22 protein-coding genes are annotated in these 17800 nt (G+C 45.9%); 19 read left to right on the forward strand and 3 right to left on the reverse strand.

The window, feature by feature from the left end:
* Window positions 1-76: 76 nt before the first annotated feature.
* The 5 genes from QUA01_RS11700 to QUA01_RS11720 all read left to right on the forward strand — a co-directional run bounded on the left by QUA01_RS11700 (window position 77) and on the right by QUA01_RS11720 (window position 7916).
* On the forward strand, window positions 77-2881 hold the full coding sequence (locus tag QUA01_RS11700; RefSeq protein ID WP_333092087.1) for a hybrid sensor histidine kinase/response regulator: 2805 nt from the start codon (window positions 77-79) through the stop codon (window positions 2879-2881).
* A complete protein-coding gene (locus tag QUA01_RS11705; protein WP_333092086.1) occupies window positions 2874-4211 on the forward strand; it encodes a sensor histidine kinase in 1338 nt (445 codons plus the stop codon). Before QUA01_RS11700 ends, QUA01_RS11705 begins: the two co-directional genes overlap by 8 nt.
* Before the next feature lie 420 nt (window positions 4212-4631).
* Complete coding sequence (locus tag QUA01_RS11710) at window positions 4632-6716, forward strand: FAD-dependent thymidylate synthase (protein WP_333092084.1); 2085 nt, start codon at window positions 4632-4634, stop codon at window positions 6714-6716.
* Window positions 6717-6873: 157 nt separating this feature from the next.
* Window positions 6874-7302, forward strand: coding sequence for a dUTP diphosphatase (gene dut, locus QUA01_RS11715; protein ID WP_333092083.1), 429 nt, complete (start codon window positions 6874-6876; stop codon window positions 7300-7302).
* Window positions 7303-7346: 44 nt separating this feature from the next.
* Window positions 7347-7916, forward strand: coding sequence for a deoxycytidylate deaminase (locus QUA01_RS11720; RefSeq protein WP_333092081.1), 570 nt, complete (start codon window positions 7347-7349; stop codon window positions 7914-7916).
* Between the two features lie 212 nt (window positions 7917-8128).
* Here the strand turns inward: QUA01_RS11720 and QUA01_RS11725 are convergent, their stop codons facing one another.
* From QUA01_RS11725 to QUA01_RS11735, 3 genes are all read right to left on the reverse strand, one after another.
* Window positions 8129-8635: a salt stress protein, Slr1339 family gene (locus QUA01_RS11725; protein WP_333092080.1), complete on the reverse strand. Its 507-nt coding sequence runs from the start codon at window positions 8633-8635 to the stop codon at window positions 8129-8131.
* Between the two features lie 73 nt (window positions 8636-8708).
* Window positions 8709-9314 carry a vWA domain-containing protein gene (locus QUA01_RS11730; RefSeq protein ID WP_194067210.1) on the reverse strand — a complete coding sequence of 202 codons (606 nt, stop codon included), beginning with the start codon at window positions 9312-9314 and terminating at the stop codon, window positions 8709-8711.
* Between the two features lie 122 nt (window positions 9315-9436).
* Window positions 9437-9913, reverse strand: a complete 477-nt coding sequence (locus QUA01_RS11735; protein WP_333092078.1) for an NAD(P)H-quinone oxidoreductase subunit N — start codon at window positions 9911-9913, stop codon at window positions 9437-9439.
* A 9-nt stretch (window positions 9914-9922) separates the two neighbouring features.
* Here QUA01_RS11735 and QUA01_RS11740 point away from each other — a divergent pair, with 9 nt between their 5' ends.
* From QUA01_RS11740 to rplE, 14 genes are all read left to right on the forward strand, one after another.
* Entirely contained in the window at window positions 9923-10108 is a 186-nt protein-coding gene (locus QUA01_RS11740) for a hypothetical protein (RefSeq protein WP_333092076.1), read from the forward strand.
* Between the two features lie 355 nt (window positions 10109-10463).
* The gene (gene rplC / locus QUA01_RS11745) at window positions 10464-11099 is read left to right on the forward strand and encodes a 50S ribosomal protein L3 (protein WP_333092074.1); all 636 of its coding nucleotides are present in this window, start codon (window positions 10464-10466) and stop codon (window positions 11097-11099) included.
* A 160-nt stretch (window positions 11100-11259) separates the two neighbouring features.
* Window positions 11260-11892 (forward strand): 50S ribosomal protein L4, encoded by a 633-nt coding sequence (rplD, locus tag QUA01_RS11750; protein ID WP_333092072.1) that lies wholly within the window; start codon window positions 11260-11262, stop codon window positions 11890-11892.
* The gene (locus tag QUA01_RS11755) at window positions 11885-12193 is read left to right on the forward strand and encodes a 50S ribosomal protein L23 (RefSeq protein ID WP_194010344.1); all 309 of its coding nucleotides are present in this window, start codon (window positions 11885-11887) and stop codon (window positions 12191-12193) included. The genes rplD and QUA01_RS11755 overlap by 8 nt, the downstream gene beginning before the upstream one ends.
* Window positions 12194-12356: 163 nt before the next feature.
* Window positions 12357-13220 (forward strand): 50S ribosomal protein L2, encoded by an 864-nt coding sequence (gene rplB, locus QUA01_RS11760; RefSeq protein ID WP_194010345.1) that lies wholly within the window; start codon window positions 12357-12359, stop codon window positions 13218-13220.
* A gap of 131 nt (window positions 13221-13351) precedes the next feature.
* Window positions 13352-13624, forward strand: coding sequence for a 30S ribosomal protein S19 (gene rpsS, locus QUA01_RS11765; protein WP_194010346.1), 273 nt, complete (start codon window positions 13352-13354; stop codon window positions 13622-13624).
* A gap of 98 nt (window positions 13625-13722) precedes the next feature.
* Window positions 13723-14082: a 50S ribosomal protein L22 gene (rplV, locus tag QUA01_RS11770; protein ID WP_194010347.1), complete on the forward strand. Its 360-nt coding sequence runs from the start codon at window positions 13723-13725 to the stop codon at window positions 14080-14082.
* A gap of 192 nt (window positions 14083-14274) precedes the next feature.
* A complete protein-coding gene (rpsC, locus tag QUA01_RS11775) occupies window positions 14275-15003 on the forward strand; it encodes a 30S ribosomal protein S3 (protein WP_194010348.1) in 729 nt (242 codons plus the stop codon).
* 109 nt (window positions 15004-15112) lie between these two features.
* A complete protein-coding gene (gene rplP, locus QUA01_RS11780; RefSeq protein ID WP_194010369.1) occupies window positions 15113-15532 on the forward strand; it encodes a 50S ribosomal protein L16 in 420 nt (139 codons plus the stop codon).
* Window positions 15533-15689: 157 nt separating this feature from the next.
* The gene (gene rpmC / locus QUA01_RS11785; protein ID WP_194067217.1) at window positions 15690-15971 is read left to right on the forward strand and encodes a 50S ribosomal protein L29; all 282 of its coding nucleotides are present in this window, start codon (window positions 15690-15692) and stop codon (window positions 15969-15971) included.
* Window positions 15972-16035: 64 nt separating this feature from the next.
* Window positions 16036-16284, forward strand: coding sequence for a 30S ribosomal protein S17 (gene rpsQ, locus QUA01_RS11790; protein WP_194010350.1), 249 nt, complete (start codon window positions 16036-16038; stop codon window positions 16282-16284).
* A gap of 114 nt (window positions 16285-16398) precedes the next feature.
* Window positions 16399-16767, forward strand: coding sequence for a 50S ribosomal protein L14 (gene rplN / locus QUA01_RS11795; RefSeq protein ID WP_194010351.1), 369 nt, complete (start codon window positions 16399-16401; stop codon window positions 16765-16767).
* Between the two features lies 1 nt (window position 16768).
* The gene (gene rplX, locus QUA01_RS11800) at window positions 16769-17131 is read left to right on the forward strand and encodes a 50S ribosomal protein L24 (RefSeq protein WP_228041975.1); all 363 of its coding nucleotides are present in this window, start codon (window positions 16769-16771) and stop codon (window positions 17129-17131) included.
* A gap of 120 nt (window positions 17132-17251) precedes the next feature.
* Window positions 17252-17797, forward strand: a complete 546-nt coding sequence (gene rplE, locus QUA01_RS11805) for a 50S ribosomal protein L5 (protein ID WP_333092068.1) — start codon at window positions 17252-17254, stop codon at window positions 17795-17797.
* Window positions 17798-17800: the final 3 nt, after the last annotated feature.

The raw sequence follows: 17800 nt of genomic DNA on the forward strand, positions 1-17800 counted from the left end.
AAATAGAAACTTTCTGCTAACTTATCGGAGCAGACCGCCGTCTCTGGGCTACTCTATATTTACTATTTTAAAAATTATGCTCTCTAAATCCCCAATTACTACTCCAGCCTTTAGAAAGGTTTCCCTGCGAACCTGTCTGGTTGTTCCCTTCGTCCTGCAAATCTTCGCGGTAGTAGGATTGACAGGGTATCTGTCGCTGCGAAACGGACAAACAGCAGTGAATGAACTAGCGACTAAGTTGCAAAGGGAGGTGAGTAACCGTGTGGATCAGCACCTCGACAGCTATGCCGCTGCAACCCGCTATTTGACCCAAATTAACGGCGAGCAAATTGACCTGGGATTGTTGAACTTACAGGATGCCGATCGCCTCGCTCAATTCTTTGCAAAGCAGGTAAAAACCTACAACGTTGGCTATATCCTCTACGGCTCTAAAACGGGCGACTTTATCGCATCGGGATATTACCGCGAATCAACCATTCTCAACCACGGCAATCCTGACATTAGCCTGGTGCTACCTAAGCGGTACGGCAATCCTGATTTGTACAACTACATGACGAATGACCGAAGCCAGCCAACTAAAATGTTTGAAACCACCAAAGCGTATCAGTTCCAGAAGGAAGGCTGGTACGCTAAAGGTGCCGAGACAGGCAAGCCTGGGTGGAGCGAAATCTATCAATGGGAGACCAATAACTACCCGCTGTCGATCGCCACGAGTCGCCCCATTTATGACAAGAATAATCAGTTGATCGGCAGTGTGGGAGTGGAGCAGCGCCTTTCACAAATTAGTGACTTTTTACGTGAAATTAAGGTTAGTAAATCCAGCAAAGTGTTCATTCTCGAACGCAACGGATTTCTCGTTGGCAGCTCTAGCGATGCGCCCGTATTTTCGGTGACAAACGGCAAACCTCACCGACTGCGCGGCTTTGAGAGTCAGGACGCTTTAATTCAAGCCACGTCAAAGCATCTGGGCGATCGCTTCGGCGATCTCAAAAGAATTCAAACTGTTCAGCAGCTAGACTTTCAGCTCCAGAGTCAGCGGGAGTTTGTTCAAGTAACTCCCTGGCAGGATGAATGGGGATTGGACTGGCTGGTAGTCGTCGCCATGCCCGAATCAGATTTTATGGGACGAATTAATGCCAACACAGTCAACACGATTTGGCTGTGCTTGGGCGCATTAGGATTAGCAACGGTTTTGGGTATCTACACCTCGCGCTGGATTGCTAGACCAATTTTGCAGATTGGTAAGGCATCGTCGGCGATCGCCGAAGGAAAACTCGACCAAAACGTCGCCGCCTCTGGTGTTAAAGAACTGGATGTGCTTGCTCAATCCTTTAACCGCATGGCGCAGCAATTGCGCGATTCCTTCACCGCCCTAGAGCAAACTAACCAACAGCTAGAACAGCGAGTTGAACAACGCACCGCCGAACTCCAGTGTGCAAAACAAGTAGCAGATAATGCCAACAAAGCAAAGAGTGAATTTCTTGCCAACATGAGCCACGAACTCCGCACTCCCCTCAACGGTATTTTGGGCTACGCTCAAATCCTCCAACGCAGTACCGCGTTGCCAGCGAAAGAACGTCATGGGGTAGAAATCATGCACCAGTGCGGAAATCATTTGCTGGGGCTGATCGAAGATGTGTTGGACTTGTCCAAAATTGAAGCGGGCAAACTAGAACTTACACCTAAAGCGATTCACTTTCCCTCATTCATTCAAGGTGTCGCTGAAATCTGTCGCATTCGTGCTGACCAAAAAAGCATTAATTTCGTTTACGATCCCGATCCCCAGTTGCCTGAAGGGATGTTTGTTGATGCAAAACGGCTGCGCCAAGTATTGCTCAATCTGCTAGGAAATGCGATTAAATTCACCGACCAAGGTTATGTTAAGCTTAAGGTTAACGTCATTGAGAATCATGCCAATCCGTCCACTCGCAGAATCGGATTTCAAGTCGAAGATACCGGTTTTGGAATTGCACCTGACCAATTGGATAAAATTTTTCAGGCTTTTGAACAAGTGGGCGATCGCCAGCGCCAATCCGAGGGTACCGGTTTAGGACTGGCGATCGCTCAAAGAATTGTCCAACTCATGAACGGACAAATCCAAGTTAAAAGCCAACCCGGAGTTGGTAGTAATTTCTTTTTTGAGGTGGAACTGGCGATCGCTACCGATTGGGCACAGCAAAACTCGATCGCAACTGGAAAACAAATTATTGGTTACGAAGGAGAACGACGCAGTATTCTGGTAGTAGATGATCGTTGGGAAAACCGAGCCGTTCTCGTCAACTTGCTAGAGCCACTCGGATTCCTGCTGACTGAGGCCGAAAATGGACTTGAAGCATTGAAAAAAATCCGACATTCTCCACCAGATTTAGCGATTACAGACTTGATGATGCCAGTCATGAACGGCTTTGAACTGCTCGAACAAATTCGCAGCGAACATAATTTGCGAAACCAGAAGATTATTGTCTCTTCTGCATCGGTGGCACAAGCCGACCGACAGATGAGTTTAGATGCAGGGGGAAATGATTTCCTAGACAAACCAGTGAATGTCAGTGAATTATTTAACCTTTTAGCCACTCATTTAGAATTAAAGTGGAAATATGAAATTCAAGTATCCAACGAGTCTAAAGCATCCACTTTGACGACTACTTTAGAAAAGCCAGAAATAATAATTCCTGACATTTTAGAGATAAATAAATTACTAGATCTGGCAAACAAAGGCAACTTAAAACGGCTGCGAGAATACACAGAGCATCTTGCTCAATCCAACCCTCGTTACGCTGGTTTTGCCTCAAAAATCATTAACCTGGCCAAGCAATTTAAAGCCGAAGAAATTGAAGAATTGCTGAAACAATACCTGACAGAGGAGAAAACAGATGTCTAGTCCAGAATTAATTCTGGTGGTGGATGATACCCCTGCGAACTTAGAAGTGGTTTGTGAAACCTTAAGTGATGCGGGGTACGAAGTAGCAACCGCGATCGACGGCGATCGCGCTCTGAAGCGAGTCCGAGCTTATCCTCCCGATTTGATCTTGCTTGATGTTCAAATGCCAGGAATTGACGGCTTTGAAACCTGCCAGCGTCTGAAGGCAGATCCCGCAACAGCCAGCATTCCTATCATTTTTATGACCGCTCTCTCCGATGCTGAGAGTAAGTTGAAAGGATTTGCATTAGGTGCTGTGGACTACATCACCAAACCCTTTCAAGAAATTGAGGTGCTAGCACGGGTGAAAACTCATGTGCAGCTACGGCAGTTAACCAAAAATCTAGAACAGCGTGTAGCTGAAAAAACCGCTGATTTAGAAGCCGCACTCACACAACTCCAACAATCTCAAATTCAGTTAATCAACAGCGAAAAGATGTCTGTTTTGGGTAATTTAGTGGCGGGTGTCGCACACGAAATTAATAACCCGCTCGGCTTTCTGGTTGGCAATCTCAAACCTGCTAAAGATTATATTAAAGATTTATTTCAACTAATCGATTTATACCAGCAAGAACTATCTCATCCGAGTGCCAAACTACAGGAAGTTGTGGAGGAAATAGACTTGGAATACTTGCGAGAAGATTTACCTAAGTTGATGGATTCGATGGAACAAGGAGTGGCTCGTATTTGCACGATCAGCACCAGTTTAAGAACTTTCTCGCGTTCTGATTGCGATCGCCCTATTTTTTTCGATATCCACGAGGGCATTGACAGCACGCTGTTGATTCTCAAGCATCGCCTCAAAGCCAATGAATCTCGCCCGGAAATTAAAGTCATCATAGACTATGGTGATTTACCAAAAGTAGAATGCTTTGCGGGACAGTTGAATCAGGTATTTATGAATCTGTTGGCAAATGCGATCGATGCCGTTGAGGAATCAAATCAAGGATGCAGTTTTGCTCAGATCAAAGCCAACTGTAACCAAATTACTGTCAAAACCCAATTGTCTGAAGATCGGGTGGCGATCCGAATTCAAGATAATGGGATTGGCATGACTCCTGATGTGAAGCAAAAAATTTTCGATCATCTGTTTACAACTAAAGCCGTGGGCCAAGGAACAGGGCTAGGATTGGCGATCGCCCGTCAAATCGTAGTCCAGAAACACTCTGGAACTTTAGAAGTCAACTCAACTTTAGGTGAAGGTACAGAGTTTGTGATTTCAATTCCGGTGAAGGATCTCGCTGTAAAAGACTTTCAGAAAACGAGCTGTGTTGGGGCAGCATACAGATGATTGGTGATGTTCCCAAAGGCGATCGGGCCCCACACAAACTCAACTTTTGTTAACCGAAAAATCCCAGTATGGTCAATCAGGGTACTTTAAGTTGCAATTCACAATCGGGAGAAGGCAGGGAGTTTGTAATTAAAATTCCGCTCAAACAAAATTTTAGACCTTAGAACCTATCTACAGCAATATTACTATAACTACAACAAAAAATGCTTTTTGTTATAGTGCGATGCACCCTTGTCACCTGCTAGGGCGATCGACACATCTTCCCAAGCTCCCTATTCCCAAGCTATACTGGGAACCCACCAAAAATTAGCTACATTAACGAATTATTAGCATAAAAATAACTTGCCATAAATGCTATTATATGAAACAATCTAGGATGTTGCAATTTCAAACTACTGTTGGGAACACAAATAAAATATCATGGAGAGATTCAGAGTAGAAGTTATTTCTCAAACACCAAATCCTCAGCAAGTAGTTTATGCTGCACTCCATCAAGACTATACTGAGAACTTTGTATTTGACGAGCGGGATTCGTGGCCTTCTGAGGCAGAATGTGGCGAAATAATTGTTAAGCGACTCCTAGCGGGCGATCGCGGGCATTACGGCCCCTTAGAACATCCCCAAATTATTTTTAATTGCGGCTATTTTCCTCACAGTGTCATGCAGCAGGCGAGGACACATCGTGTAGGAGTATCATTCGATGTTCAATGTCTTGCTGCTGATACCTTAATCACTTTTGTTGATTGTAAGGGAAGTGCTGGCAAGAAAAATTTGAGCAAAACAATTGGAGAACTTTATGACCTTTGGACTAATGGGGAAAAAGCGATTCGTTCTCGGTCTATTCTAGGTCGAAATGGTGAGCCACCAGGCGAATACCGTCGTGACTGCAAACAAAGAATTCGTAAAATGCGCCTACGAGTCTTAAATGAACAAACAGGCTTGTTTGAAGTAGGTCATATCAAAGAGGTAATGTGCAGCGGTATTCAGCCGGTTTATAAGGTAACATTGGAAGACGGCAAAACTTTAGAATGTACCGCTAATCACCGTTTATTTACCCCCGACGGTTGGCAAACCATGAAAGATGCGGTTGGGTTAATAACCCACGCAGATGAAACAGTGGTTCGTATTAACCAAAATTCCCATGTTATGTGTAATGGTGTGTCGGTGACAGATGATAGGATTTACACAGACAAGTCATGGCTTGAAACCAAAATTTCGCAAGGATTGACAATCAAAAAAATTGCTGACTTATCTAACTGCTCTCCCAATACGATTAAAGCATGGACTAACAAACATGGGCTATCTTTAGCCTATTCAGGTTCGCGCTTCCCTGAAGGTCATAAGCCCTGGAATTATAACCCTAACGCTCTCTATCGCGACCAAAATTGGTTAGTGGAGCAACTTGAGAAAGGATTGCACGCTGATGAAATGGCGACTTTAGCTAACTGCTCAATTGAGGTCGTTAAAAAATGGGTCTATGCTTATGGACTGTCTCTAAATAAGCGAAAACCAGGGAGCAATGAACCTTGGAATAAAGGCAAAGGAGGTTATGAACTAAACCTCTCTGAAGACAGTCGCCAAAAACGGATAGAAAATGCAAAAATTTACACACAAAGAGGTGCTGAGTCTCATTTTTGGAAAGGTGGCACTTCTACCGAGCGACAATTGATTGGCGCTTGGACACGGCAAATTGCACCCCAAGTCCACAAAAAGTTTGATTATATTTGTCAAAAATGTGCCATGAGGGGTGGTAGTCTTCACGCTCATCACTTAATACCAGTTTTTGCAAATCAATCTCTCGCTTATGATTTTGATAATTTAGTGACTGTCTGTAAAGAATGTCACGAACATATCCATCAAAATAATTTAGAGATTGAATTTTATCAAGCTTATTCACCAATTTTAGATCCTCAAGATTGGGAAGTTAAGCCCAAGCCCAAGGGAAGAAAATTGCAGTCTCATGCCGTAAAAGTCAAGAGTGTTGAATATGTTGGTCAACACATGACTTACGACTTAGAAGTGGATGGTGACTGGCATAACTTTGTTGCTAATGGTTTAGTAGTACATAATTCTCTTCGCTACACGGGAAATCAATTTCTGGATGCAGCAGTCGGTAAAAAAGATATCGAAGATATTTTTTACCTGCGTCCAGTAGATTATTATACCGATCGCGAAGGCAAAAAATATTACTATTCTCCCGAACAAAGAGAAAAAGATTTAGAGTGGTGTCTAGAAGCCGCTAAACGTTACAAAATTGACTTCGACGGCGGGATGTCGGAGGAACACGCCAGAGGCAAATTACCCTTTGACTACCGCCAGCATTTTGTAGTCAGTTTCAATTTGAGGTCTTTCCTGCATTTTGCCGACTTAAGAAACAAGAAAAATGCTCAACTAGAAATTCAAAAACTCTGCGAAATGATGTGGCCTCACTTTGAGAATTGGGCACCGGACATTGCCAAGTGGTACACAGCTACTCGTCTGGGAAAAGCAAGGCTAGCCCCGTAATATCATGTCCGTTGTGCGCTTCGGACTTCTATGATGTTAAATTTTGTAGGGGCGGGTTCACCAACAATAATTGCCATAATAGACACTCTCATAAACCCGCCCCCGCATCTACAAGTCAGATGCTACAGGATTTGATATCAAGTAAATACCAAACAAGATGAAACTAAAAATTCTGCAACTCCATGAATTAGCGATAATCCCGCAATATGCCCATGATACTGATGCTGGAATGGACTTATTTTCTATAGATGAATTAGAAATTACTCCGGGAGAAAGCCAGTTAATTCATACAGGAATATCAATAGAATTACCAGAAAAAACAGAGGCTCAAATCCGTCCCAGAAGTGGTTTAGCTCTCAAGCACCAAATCACTGTCCTCAATGCACCAGGAACCATAGATGAAGGCTATCGAGGCGAAATCAAAGTCATCTTAATCAATCACGGTCAAACTTCCTTTCAAGTGACAAGAGGCATGAAAATTGCTCAAATGGTAATAGCGCCAGTAATTCGTGTGGAAATTGAAGAGATTAAAATGTTACGTTCGAGTTCTAGGGGAGATAAGGGATTTGGCTCAACTGGACTATGACAATAAATTTCTTGTTTCAATACAGTTCTCATTCTAGCTTTTAAATGAACAATACACCAGACAATTACGAACCCCCTCACAGACCAAATTGGGACGAATACTTTTTAATGTTAGCAAAATTAGCTGCTACTCGATCGACTTGTCTGGCTTTCCCCGTCGGCGCAGTAATTGCTAAAGACAGGCAAGTTTTAGCCACGGGTTACAACGGTTCGCCGTCAGGTTCGGTACACTGTACGACTCAAGGCTTTTGCTATCCGGGTTTAAGCAGTTGCGACGCCAGCAAAACTTTGCCGTCGCGGGCGGTGCACGCTGAAGCAAATGCGATCGCCAAAGCTGCCAAACACGGGATATCTACGGCTGGATCTAGCATTTACGTGACTTTAGAACCCTGCATTTATTGTTTGAAATTAATCATTTCTGCAGGGATTCGCGAAGTTTTTTATGAAACTGTTTTTAACAGCGGAGAAAAAGCTGAGTTGAGAGATTCTTTTATAGCTGAAGGTATTGTTGAGTTTACACAAATTCAGCTATCTGAAATCACAGCAAAAACAGCAGCTTCATTTCTGCTGAATCCTACGTCTGTTCCAAAGGGCGATCGACCATTTGGTTCGTAGCGGGGACTTTAGGATCGAAAACTTAATAGCTTAAGCACCTCCTACAGTCCTCTATCTCGTAAGTTGCGAGAAAGAAGGAGGCAAAGAGAGCCTCCGCACCTGCATTACCAGGCTCTTCCTGGTAACGAGAAATCCCTTAAGTTATTAAATTTTCATTCCTTAGTCCGCATTCAGAATTTAACAGTCAACAGTCAACAGTCAACAGTCAACATTCAATCAAACTCGTCCACAACTTGTAAATAGTCGATCGCCGCATCTATCCTCGAACTATACTTAAAAGCAAACTGATCGAACCAATATCTCTCATCGGAATTCTTATCCAAATTTTTCAGCCAAACTTGAGCTTGCCTAACCTTCTGCCTGCGGGTTTGGATGTCTAACTCTGACTGCACAATCTTTTCTGGGGGTTGCGGTGCTAGTGCAGTCACTTCCTGAGCTTTATTTTCTGCTTTTTTCGGAGACTTAAGCGGTTTTTGTGCAGCAACTTCCTGATGTTTATTTTGTGCTTCGCATTCAGCCTTAATTTCAGCTAAATCCTTCTCTAAAGCACCAGGATACAAATTGATATTTGTTGTTTTTGATGTTTTATTTGACGGCACTGCTGCTGGTTGCGAAAGCGGTTGTGCTTCCACTGACGGCTGACTTTGTACCTCGCGAAGTTTTTGAGATGCTTGATATTCTGCCTTAAGTTCAGCTAACAGGCGATCGATCGATTCCATAACTTAAAACCCTCTAAAAAATGCTGTCCAGCAACCAGCCACAAATATAATCGCGCGAAATTTCCCCGATTCTTCAATCAGTGATTGCATTTAACAATACTTCCGTCAGTGTCATGTCTTCAAGATCGTCCATCGTCACGGTATCAACGATATCAAATTTAGCCCCAGCGCTTTGTAATTCGTCATCTAATATTTTGAGAAATTTAGTAGCTTCCGGCGCATTCCCTACTTGAATGAAAGAAATTGCTAACTCTTCATCTCGATCGATCTTCCGCGAAGCCTCTATAATCGTTTTCATCACTTCTTTGCGATCGTCGGGTTCACCGTCCGTCACCACTAATATTGTTTCCCCATTTTGCTTGGTCTTACCGGATGCTTTGCGCTGAAAATAACTGTTTAGAGCGTCTAGCAGTACCGCAGCTAAATTTGTATTCCCCGAAGGTTCGTTTTCTTGGAATATTTGCAAGACTTTAGCTGATGTTACGTTGTCGTAGCGCTTGAAACGACCGGAAAACACATAAACGGTGATGCCGTCTGGATCCAGTTCTTCGCATTTGTTCGCTAGGGCGATCGTCGATTCTTGGATCAGCGCCCACCGACTTTTACCGCCAGTCCGATCTTTAGTGTACATACTGCCGCTTTTGTCAATGATGATTGTATAATCGCGGTTCTGAAGCATAAGATTTTCCTGTTAATTAAATAAAGTTTTTCCAAAAAAGAAGAAAACCAGCGAGCCGAAGCTGTTGAGCTTTCGTTGCTCGCTGCGTTTTTTAGTTGATTTGCGATCGCAAATAGCAGAATTTAAGCTGTAACTAAAGCTTCTTTAAGCGGCTTCCAGCTAAAAACTCGATCGCCCCCCATCTCCACTGCTATTTTAACTCGCGGTTCTAACGTCGGCAAAACAGTCAAATACTCAACTTCCTGACTCGACAAAACCTGCCCTTCAATAATCCACAGCACCAGTCCTTTTGCTTTCGGCGGCAAATTGTCTAATTGAGTTTTCAACATCGGCGGCAGGTAGTACGTATAACCGACAGCCCCTTCATTGCCAGTAGTTTTTTTGCCCAAATGCGGCGGCCGCACTCCGTGAACCCCCGTCAAATACATCGCCAAATCGCCCAAGCCCCGCGCCGTAATCGTATGGGCACCGTAGCCCGCAGCCCTCAGCCGCCGCAGGTAACGACCCTCAAATCCTCCCTCTAAAGGAACGTACAGGGCTAGCGACCCCGACTTTTCCAAATCCCGAATCATATCCGAACCAGTCGTAATCAGTCCCATAAATTTGTCTTGCCTGCTGTTTTAAATGTGGTCGATCGCCAATTGCGAGCTTGGAGTATTATAAATCCTCAAGCTGAGGCGAAAAGTTTAGTCCGGGACGATCCGAATCAAAAAACCGGGTTTTTCAATCTGATTGACGGTTTGACCAAAGTATTGTCGTTAAAAAAATTCCGGTTTCCGGCCACGGGTGGTTAATTCATCAACTTATGCTCGCGGCCTTGACAAACGGCAAACACTTCATATACTATTGTAAATTGTCGCCGTTAAGGATACTGAGTAGCTTGCCGCTCAAGTCCTGGCGCAAACAAGCAAGACCGAGACAAAACTCGGAGAGCGATCGGGTAAAAAGCCGCGCATCTCAACCCTTGCAAGACTTCCACAAGCTCGCTCCCAAATTTAAAACTCAAATTTTAAACACCGAGGAAAGCTGTTGGTTGATAACAGTTAATTGCAGGAACACTGAAATAAATGTTTCTGCACAAGAGCAAGCGGATTGACGTAAAAAAAATCTCAATCCGAAACCTCTTGCGTAAATAAAAGGAAAAAATCCGTGTCTGTAGGCATTCTTGGTACAAAACTAGGCATGACTCAAGTGTTTGACGAAGAAGGGAGAGCAATCCCCGTCACCGTCATTCAAGCAGGGCCTTGTACAGTAACTCAAATCAAAACAAAACAAACTGACGGCTACGGTGCCGTTCAAGTTGGATACAGCGACGTTAAGCCGAAGGCTCTCAACCAGCCAAAATTGGGACACCTTGCCAAGTCGGGGGCGACTCCATTGCGCCACTTGCACGAATACCGATTGGAAGACACCAGTTCCTTTGAATTAGGTCAACAACTAAAAGCAGATAGCTTTACACCGGGACAAATAGTAGATGTCATCGGTACAAGCATCGGTAAAGGTTTTGCAGGCTTTCAAAAGCGCCACAACTTCAAACGAGGCCCTATGTCTCACGGTTCCAAAAATCACCGCGAACCTGGATCGATCGGACCTGGAACAACTCCCGGCCGCGTCTATCCCGGTAAAAAAATGGCGGGACGTATGGGCAACGTTCAAGTCACCGTCCGCAAACTCACAATTGTCCGGGTGGATGCAGAGCAGAATTTGTTGCTAATTAAGGGAGCAGTTCCCGGCAAACCTGGCGCCTTAGTCAATGTTGTGCCTGAGAAAAAAGTAGGACGTTAGTCAGCAGTCAGCAGTCAGCAGTCAGTAGATAGTAGTTGGCGGGCGAGTAGCAAGAAGAACTAAGAGCCAAAAACTTAAAGCTGACAAAGCGACAAAGCGACAAAGCGACAAAGCGAAAACTAAAAAACAGACAACTAACAACAGACAAAGGACAAAAGATATGGTTAATTGTGTAGTGCGAAATTGGCAAGGCGAAGAAGTTGGGGAAACAACTTTAGAACTGCGCGTAGCCAAAGAAGAAAATGCGTCTCACATCGTTCACAGAGCATTGACGCGGCAACTGAATAACGCCCGTCAAGGAAATGCTTGCACCAAAACTCGCTCGGAAGTTAGAGGTGGCGGTCGCAAACCTTGGCGTCAAAAAGGCACCGGTCGAGCCAGAGCAGGTTCTATCCGTTCTCCGCTGTGGCGGGGCGGCGGTGTCATATTCGGGCCGAAACCCAGAGACTTTGAAGTCAAAATGAACAAGAAGGAACGCCGTCTCGCTTTGCGGACAGCATTCCAAAGTCGCACCGAAGACATGATTGTGGTTGAAGAATTTGCAGAGCAATTTCCGAGACCGAAAAGCAAAGAATTGCTGAGCGCGATCGCCCGTTGGGGCATCGACCCAAATAAAAAAGTTCTGTTAATCTTGCCAGAACCGCAACTAAACGTCTATTTGTCAGGACGCAACATCGAATTAGTCAACGTCATCTTGGCAACTTCCCTGAACGTTTACGACGTTCTCGCGGCTGACAAAATCATTGTCACCTCTACCGCCATCACAAAAATTCAGGAGATTTACGGTGAGTAAAATCGACCCCCGCGACTACGCAGATTTGATCCAGCGTCCGATTCTCACCGAGAAAGCTACCAGAATGATGGAATTAAATCAATTTACATTCGACGTAGCCCCCAAAGCGACCAAGCCTCAAATCAAAGCAGCCATCGAAGAGCTATTTAAGGTGAAAGTCATCGGCGTAAACACCCAAAACCCGCCGCGCAAAAAGCGTCGAGTTGGTAAATTCGTCGGCTTTAAACCTTGTTACAAGCGAGCAACCGTCACTTTGCTAGACGGAGAGTCGATCCGCAAACTGCTATTCCCAGAAGTTTAGCCAATTTTGGATTTTAGATTTTAGATTTTAGATTTTAGATTGCAGTTAGCTCGTGCCAATTCCCAATCCAGGAAACAGCAAAGTTAACTGATCATCCCAAATCTGAAATCCCAAATCTAAAATCTAAAATCCCAAGTCTAAAATCTAAAATCTAAAATCGATTATGGGCATTCGTTCTTACCGACCTTATACATCCAGCACCCGAGAAAAAACTGTCTCGGACTTTGCTGAAATTACCACGTCAGAACCCGAAAAGTCTCTAACCAGCAACAAGCACACCAAACAAGGCCGCAACAACCGAGGCGTCATCACCTGTCGCCACCGGGGAGGCGGTCACAAACGGCTTTATAGAGACATCGACTTCCGGCGCGACAAACACAGCATTCCTGCTACCGTCAAGTCGATCGAATATGACCCCAACCGCAACGCCCGCATCGCCCTTGTATTCTACAAAGATGGCGAAAAACGGTACATCCTGCACCCGCTAAACTTAACCGTCGGTACAGTAATAGTCTCAGGCCCAGACGCGCCGATCGAAATCGGCAACGCCCTACCCCTGAAAAACATCCCCCTCGGTACCAGCATCCACAACGTAGAGCTAGTACCCGGAAAAGGCGGACAAATCGTCCGTTCCGCAGGCTCCAGCGCTCAGCTAATGGCAAAAGAAGGTACCTACGTCACCCTCAAACTGCCCTCCGGCGAACAGCGCAAAGTCCGCGCCGACTGCTACGCCACCATCGGTCAAGTTGGCAACACAGACGCTAGAAACATCAGCCTCGGTAAAGCAGGCCGCACCCGCTGGAAAGGCCGCAGACCAACCGTTCGCGGTAGCGTCATGAACCCGGTAGATCACCCGCACGGCGGTGGCGAAGGCAGAGCGCCCATCGGACGCTCTGGGCCCGTCACACCTTGGGGTAAACCAGCATTGGGTGCCAAAACTCGAAAAAAGAAAAAGCGCAGCGACTCTTTAATCGTCCGTCGCCGCCGCAAATCTTCCAAGCGCGGCAAGGGCGGCAGACAAAGTTAAGGAAGAAGGAAGAAGGAAGAAGGGAGAAGGAAGAAGGAAGAAGGAACAACGAAAAAGTTTTCCGTGCTCTTTTATTCCTGCAACTTTCTTCCCAATTCAATTCCAACTACTAATTACTAATTACCAAAACCATGTCTCGATCGCTAAAAAAAGGCCCCTTTGTAGCAGATCACCTGCTTACAAAAATTGAAAAACTCAACGCCGAAGGCAAAAAACAAGTAATTAAAACTTGGTCGCGCTCTTCCACAATCCTGCCTCAAATGGTAGGTCACACGATCGCAGTTCATAACGGCAGACAGCACGTCCCAGTCTACCTCACCGACCAAATGGTAGGTCACAAACTCGGAGAATTCTCCCCCACTCGCACCTTTAGAGGTCACAGCGATAAAAAGGCAAAAAGATAGCCAAATTAGGTGACAGGTAATAGGTAACTGGAAAAAGTTTTTCCCAATTACCAATTACCTTTTTCCCAATTACCAATTACCAACTTACCCAAATCGAAATGGTTATAGATACCACATCCGAAATTAAGGCGATCGCCCGTTACATTCGGTCATCCCCCTTCAAAGTACGCCGAGTCCTCGACCAAATTCGCGGCAAAAGCTACCAAGAAGCCCTGATTTTACTCGAATTCATGCCCTACCGCGCCTGCGAACCCATCGTCAAAGTTTTGCGATCGGCAGTAGCCAACGCCGAACACAACGCAGGACTAGACAAAAGTAAGCTAGTAGTCTCTCAAGCTTACGCAGACCAAGGCCCAGTCCTCAAGCGCTTCAGACCCCGCGCTCAAGGTCGCGCCTACCAAATCCGCAAGCCAACTTGTCACATCACCGTAATAGTTGCTCCGATCCTAGAAGACTAAACCAAGGAAAAACGTAATAGGTAATAAACAGCTTAAAGTTGAAAAAATAGGCGATCGCCAATTACCTTTTCCTCAAAGCACGGAAATCACGGAGTCGCAGACAGTTGTTTTTTACATCTTCCTTCTTCCGACTTCCCTCGAACTTATTCCCAGTTACCAATTACCTTTTTCCCAATTAACTAATCAAATATTATGGGCCAAAAAATACATCCAATTGGTTTTCGTCTCGGCATTACCCAAGAGCACCGCTCTCGCTGGTTTGCTGACCCGAAGAACTATCCAGAACTCTTGCAAGAAGACTACAAAATCCGCAAGTACGTCCGCAAAACCCTCAGCAATGCTGGCATTTCCTCAGTCAGAATTGAACGGAAAGCCGATCAAATCGACCTAGAAGTCTTCACCGCCAGACCGGGCGTTGTCGTAGGCCGCGGCGGAGCAGGTATCGAAACCTTGCGCGTCGGTTTGCAACAGCTAATCGGTAACAACCGCCAAATTCGCATCAACGTCGTCGAAGTTCAGCGCGTAGACGCCGATGCCACACTGATCGCAGAATACATTGCCCAGCAACTAGAACGGCGCGTATCCTTCCGCCGAGTAGTCCGCCAAGCAATCACCCGCGCCCAAAAAGTCGGCATCCAAGGCATCAAAATTCAAGTCAGCGGACGGCTAAACGGCGCAGAAATCGCCCGTACCGAATGGACGCGCGAAGGCCGAGTCCCCTTGCACACGCTGCGGGCCGACATCGACTACTCCTACTGCACCGCTCAAACCATCTACGGTATTCTGGGCATTAAAGTTTGGGTTTTCAAAGGCGAAATTATTCCCGGACAAGAACAAGAATCTGCACCAAACGCAGCCGTGCCCCGGACTAAACAAAAGCGCCGTCGCCAGAACTTTGAAGATCGATCGAACGAAGGCTAGCTAATTGTTAACTGTTAGTTGCAATGGTCAATTGTCATTTAAAACCAATTGCCAATTACCAATTGCCAATTACCAATTACCAAATACCAAAATCCCAACTCCCAAAGCCATGTTAAGCCCTAAAAGAACAAAATTCCGCAAACAACAGCGCGGGCGAATGAGCGGTCAATCCACCCGCGGCAACACAGTTAGCTTTGGCGACTTCGCGCTCCAAGCCGTCGAACCCGCCTGGATAACCTCCCGCCAAATCGAAGCCGGACGGCGCGCCATGACCCGCTATATCCGCCGGGGCGGTAAAATCTGGATTCGCATTTTTCCCGACAAACCAGTCACCCAGCGCGCAGCAGAAACCCGGATGGGTTCTGGTAAAGGCGCGCCGGAGTTTTGGGTAGCCGTCGTCAAACCAGGCCGGATCATGTTTGAAATTGGCGGTGTAGCCGAAGAAACAGCCCGCGAAGCAATGCGTTTGGCATCTTTCAAATTACCGATTAAAACCAAGTTCATCAGCCGCGAAGAAGGCCAGTCCTAGCGAAAATCGAAGGTAGAGTTAGGTCGGCATTGGTCTGAATTTTAAAGGGCGACAGCAATTTAAAATCGGCAATTCATAACTTTTCTTTCCTTCGACCTTCAGCATCTAGACAATTAAGTCTTCACTCTTTCGATCGCTCACGATAAAGCACAGAATTATGTCTTTGACCAAGATTAAAGAAGCTAGAGAATTAAGCGATGCAGCAGTAGCAGAGCAAATTTTAGCCGTCAAGCGCCAACTCATGGATCTGCGGCTCCAGCAAGCTACCGGCCGCCTGGAAAAGCCTCACCTGTTCAAGCACGCCAAACATCGGCTGGCTCAATTAATGACAGTTGAACGCGAGCGACAAATCGCAGCCGACGCTCAAGCTAAAGCCGAAAAAGCCGCATCGAAAGCAGCCGACGCACAGCAAGCTGCAACCGCAGTCAGTCCCGAGTAAGCAGCAGCCGAAGCTCGCACAGTAGTTCAAAAAAACTCAATTGCACAATTAAAGATAGATAGCTATGGCAGTTAAAGAACGAGTTGGCGTAGTAGTCAGCGACAAGATGGACAAAACCGTCGTAGTAGCGATCGAAAACCGCTCCTCCCACAGTAAGTACGGCAAAATCGTAGTCCGCACCAAGCGGTACAAAGCTCACGACGAAGAAAATCAGTGCAAACCAGGCGATCGCGTCCGCATCACTGAAACTCGCCCCTTGAGCAAAACCAAACGCTGGACGGTTGCTGAGATTTTCGGTGCAAAAAATGGCTAACAGTTAATTCTGGATTGCTCAAAAGCGCGATCGGCCATCGAGCTCGATCGACCATCCATTAGCAATTCACAGTTAGCAGTTAGCAAGCATCAAACTACCTTTTCCCCAATCACCATGATTCAACCCCAGACATACCTCAATGTCGCCGACAATAGCGGAGCCCGCAAACTAATGTGCATCCGCGTATTGGGAGGCGGCAACCGTCGCTACGGCGGAGTCGGCGATGTCATCATTGCCGTCGTCAAAGACGCCATCCCCAATATGGCAGTCAAAAAATCCGATGTCGTCAGAGCCGTCATTGTCAGAACCCGCAAAGGCTTGCGTCGCGACAGCGGCATGAGCATTCGTTTTGACGACAACGCCGCCGTCATCATCAATCCAGAAGGCAACCCCAAAGGCACTCGCGTTTTCGGCCCCGTCGCCCGCGAATTGCGCGACAAAAACTTTACTAAAATCATTTCCTTAGCCCCGGAGGTACTTTAAAATGTACGGAAAAAAGGGTAAAGCAACTAGCGAACCGCAGCGCTACAGAATGCACGTCAAAGCAGGCGACACCGTGCAAATAATTACTGGCAAAGAAAAAGGAAAAGTCGGAGAAATCCTCAAGACATATCCCAAAGTCAGCAAAGTAATTGTTAAAGGCGTAAATATCCGAACCAAGCACGTCAAGCCCCAGCAAGAGGGAGAATCCGGGAAAATAGTCACCTTTGAGGCTCCCATTCACAGCTCAAATGTCATGCACTATTCCGAAAAAGAGAAAATCGCCAGCCGCGTCTGCTATACATTTAGTGAAGACGGCCGCAAACTGCGACAACTCAAAAAAACCGGAGAAATCCTCGATAATTAGTCATCAGTCCTTAGTCCTTAGTCCTTAGTCCTTAAAAGACAACTGACAACTGACAACTAACAACTGACAAAGAACAATTCCCTGACCAAGCCCAGGGACAGTTAACGAAACACAAAAACTATGCCGGACAAACTCAAAGTTCTTTATCAAGGAAAAATCGTTCCCACACTGATGGATCAGTTTAAATATACTAATATCCATCAGGTTCCCAAACTCGTCAAAGTCACAGTGAACCGCGGTTTGGGAGAAGCATCTCAAAACGCTAAGGCACTCGATTCGTCGATCAACGAAATTAGCATCATCACCGGGCAAAAACCAGTGGTGACACGGGCGAAAAAAGCGATCGCAGGCTTCAAAATCCGCAAAGGAGTACCCGTCGGCGTTATGGTGACGCTGCGCGGCGATCGGATGTACGATTTTCTCGATCGGCTGATCAACCTCGCACTACCCCGCATCCGCGACTTCCGCGGCATCAGCCCCAAAAGCTTCGATGGTCGCGGCAACTACAGCTTGGGCCTGAGAGAACAGCTCATCTTTCCAGAAATAGAATATGACAGCATCGATCAAATTCGAGGCATGGACATTTCAATTATCACCACAGCAAAAACCGACGAAGAAGGACGCGCTTTGCTTAAAGAAATGGGAATGCCGTTCCGGGACAACTAAGCA

The sequence above is a fragment of the Microcoleus sp. S36a_B3 genome (genome assembly GCF_036700745.1).
Lineage (GTDB): Bacteria > Cyanobacteriota > Cyanobacteriia > Cyanobacteriales > Microcoleaceae > Microcoleus.

Bases quoted from the DNA above. Each gene is read 5' to 3' on its own strand.
- rpsC (WP_194010348.1), top strand. From the start codon at position 14,275: ATGGGCCAAAAAATACATCCAATTGGTTTTCGTCTCGGCATTACCCAA.
- rplV (WP_194010347.1), top strand. From the start codon at position 13,723: ATGGTTATAGATACCACATCCGAAATTAAGGCGATCGCCCGTTACATT.
- rplD (WP_333092072.1), top strand. From the start codon at position 11,260: ATGGTTAATTGTGTAGTGCGAAATTGGCAAGGCGAAGAAGTTGGGGAA.
- QUA01_RS11700 (WP_333092087.1), top strand. From the start codon at position 77: ATGCTCTCTAAATCCCCAATTACTACTCCAGCCTTTAGAAAGGTTTCC.
- rplX (WP_228041975.1), top strand. From the start codon at position 16,769: ATGTACGGAAAAAAGGGTAAAGCAACTAGCGAACCGCAGCGCTACAGA.
- rplB (WP_194010345.1), top strand. From the start codon at position 12,357: ATGGGCATTCGTTCTTACCGACCTTATACATCCAGCACCCGAGAAAAA.
- rpmC (WP_194067217.1), top strand. From the start codon at position 15,690: ATGTCTTTGACCAAGATTAAAGAAGCTAGAGAATTAAGCGATGCAGCA.
- QUA01_RS11710 (WP_333092084.1), top strand. From the start codon at position 4,632: ATGGAGAGATTCAGAGTAGAAGTTATTTCTCAAACACCAAATCCTCAG.
- rplE (WP_333092068.1), top strand. From the start codon at position 17,252: ATGCCGGACAAACTCAAAGTTCTTTATCAAGGAAAAATCGTTCCCACA.
- QUA01_RS11725 (WP_333092080.1), bottom strand. From the start codon at position 8,635: ATGGAATCGATCGATCGCCTGTTAGCTGAACTTAAGGCAGAATATCAA.
- dut (WP_333092083.1), top strand. From the start codon at position 6,874: ATGAAACTAAAAATTCTGCAACTCCATGAATTAGCGATAATCCCGCAA.
- QUA01_RS11705 (WP_333092086.1), top strand. From the start codon at position 2,874: ATGTCTAGTCCAGAATTAATTCTGGTGGTGGATGATACCCCTGCGAAC.
- QUA01_RS11735 (WP_333092078.1), bottom strand. From the start codon at position 9,913: ATGGGACTGATTACGACTGGTTCGGATATGATTCGGGATTTGGAAAAG.
- QUA01_RS11730 (WP_194067210.1), bottom strand. From the start codon at position 9,314: ATGCTTCAGAACCGCGATTATACAATCATCATTGACAAAAGCGGCAGT.
- rplN (WP_194010351.1), top strand. From the start codon at position 16,399: ATGATTCAACCCCAGACATACCTCAATGTCGCCGACAATAGCGGAGCC.
- rpsQ (WP_194010350.1), top strand. From the start codon at position 16,036: ATGGCAGTTAAAGAACGAGTTGGCGTAGTAGTCAGCGACAAGATGGAC.
- QUA01_RS11720 (WP_333092081.1), top strand. From the start codon at position 7,347: ATGAACAATACACCAGACAATTACGAACCCCCTCACAGACCAAATTGG.
- rplP (WP_194010369.1), top strand. From the start codon at position 15,113: ATGTTAAGCCCTAAAAGAACAAAATTCCGCAAACAACAGCGCGGGCGA.
- rpsS (WP_194010346.1), top strand. From the start codon at position 13,352: ATGTCTCGATCGCTAAAAAAAGGCCCCTTTGTAGCAGATCACCTGCTT.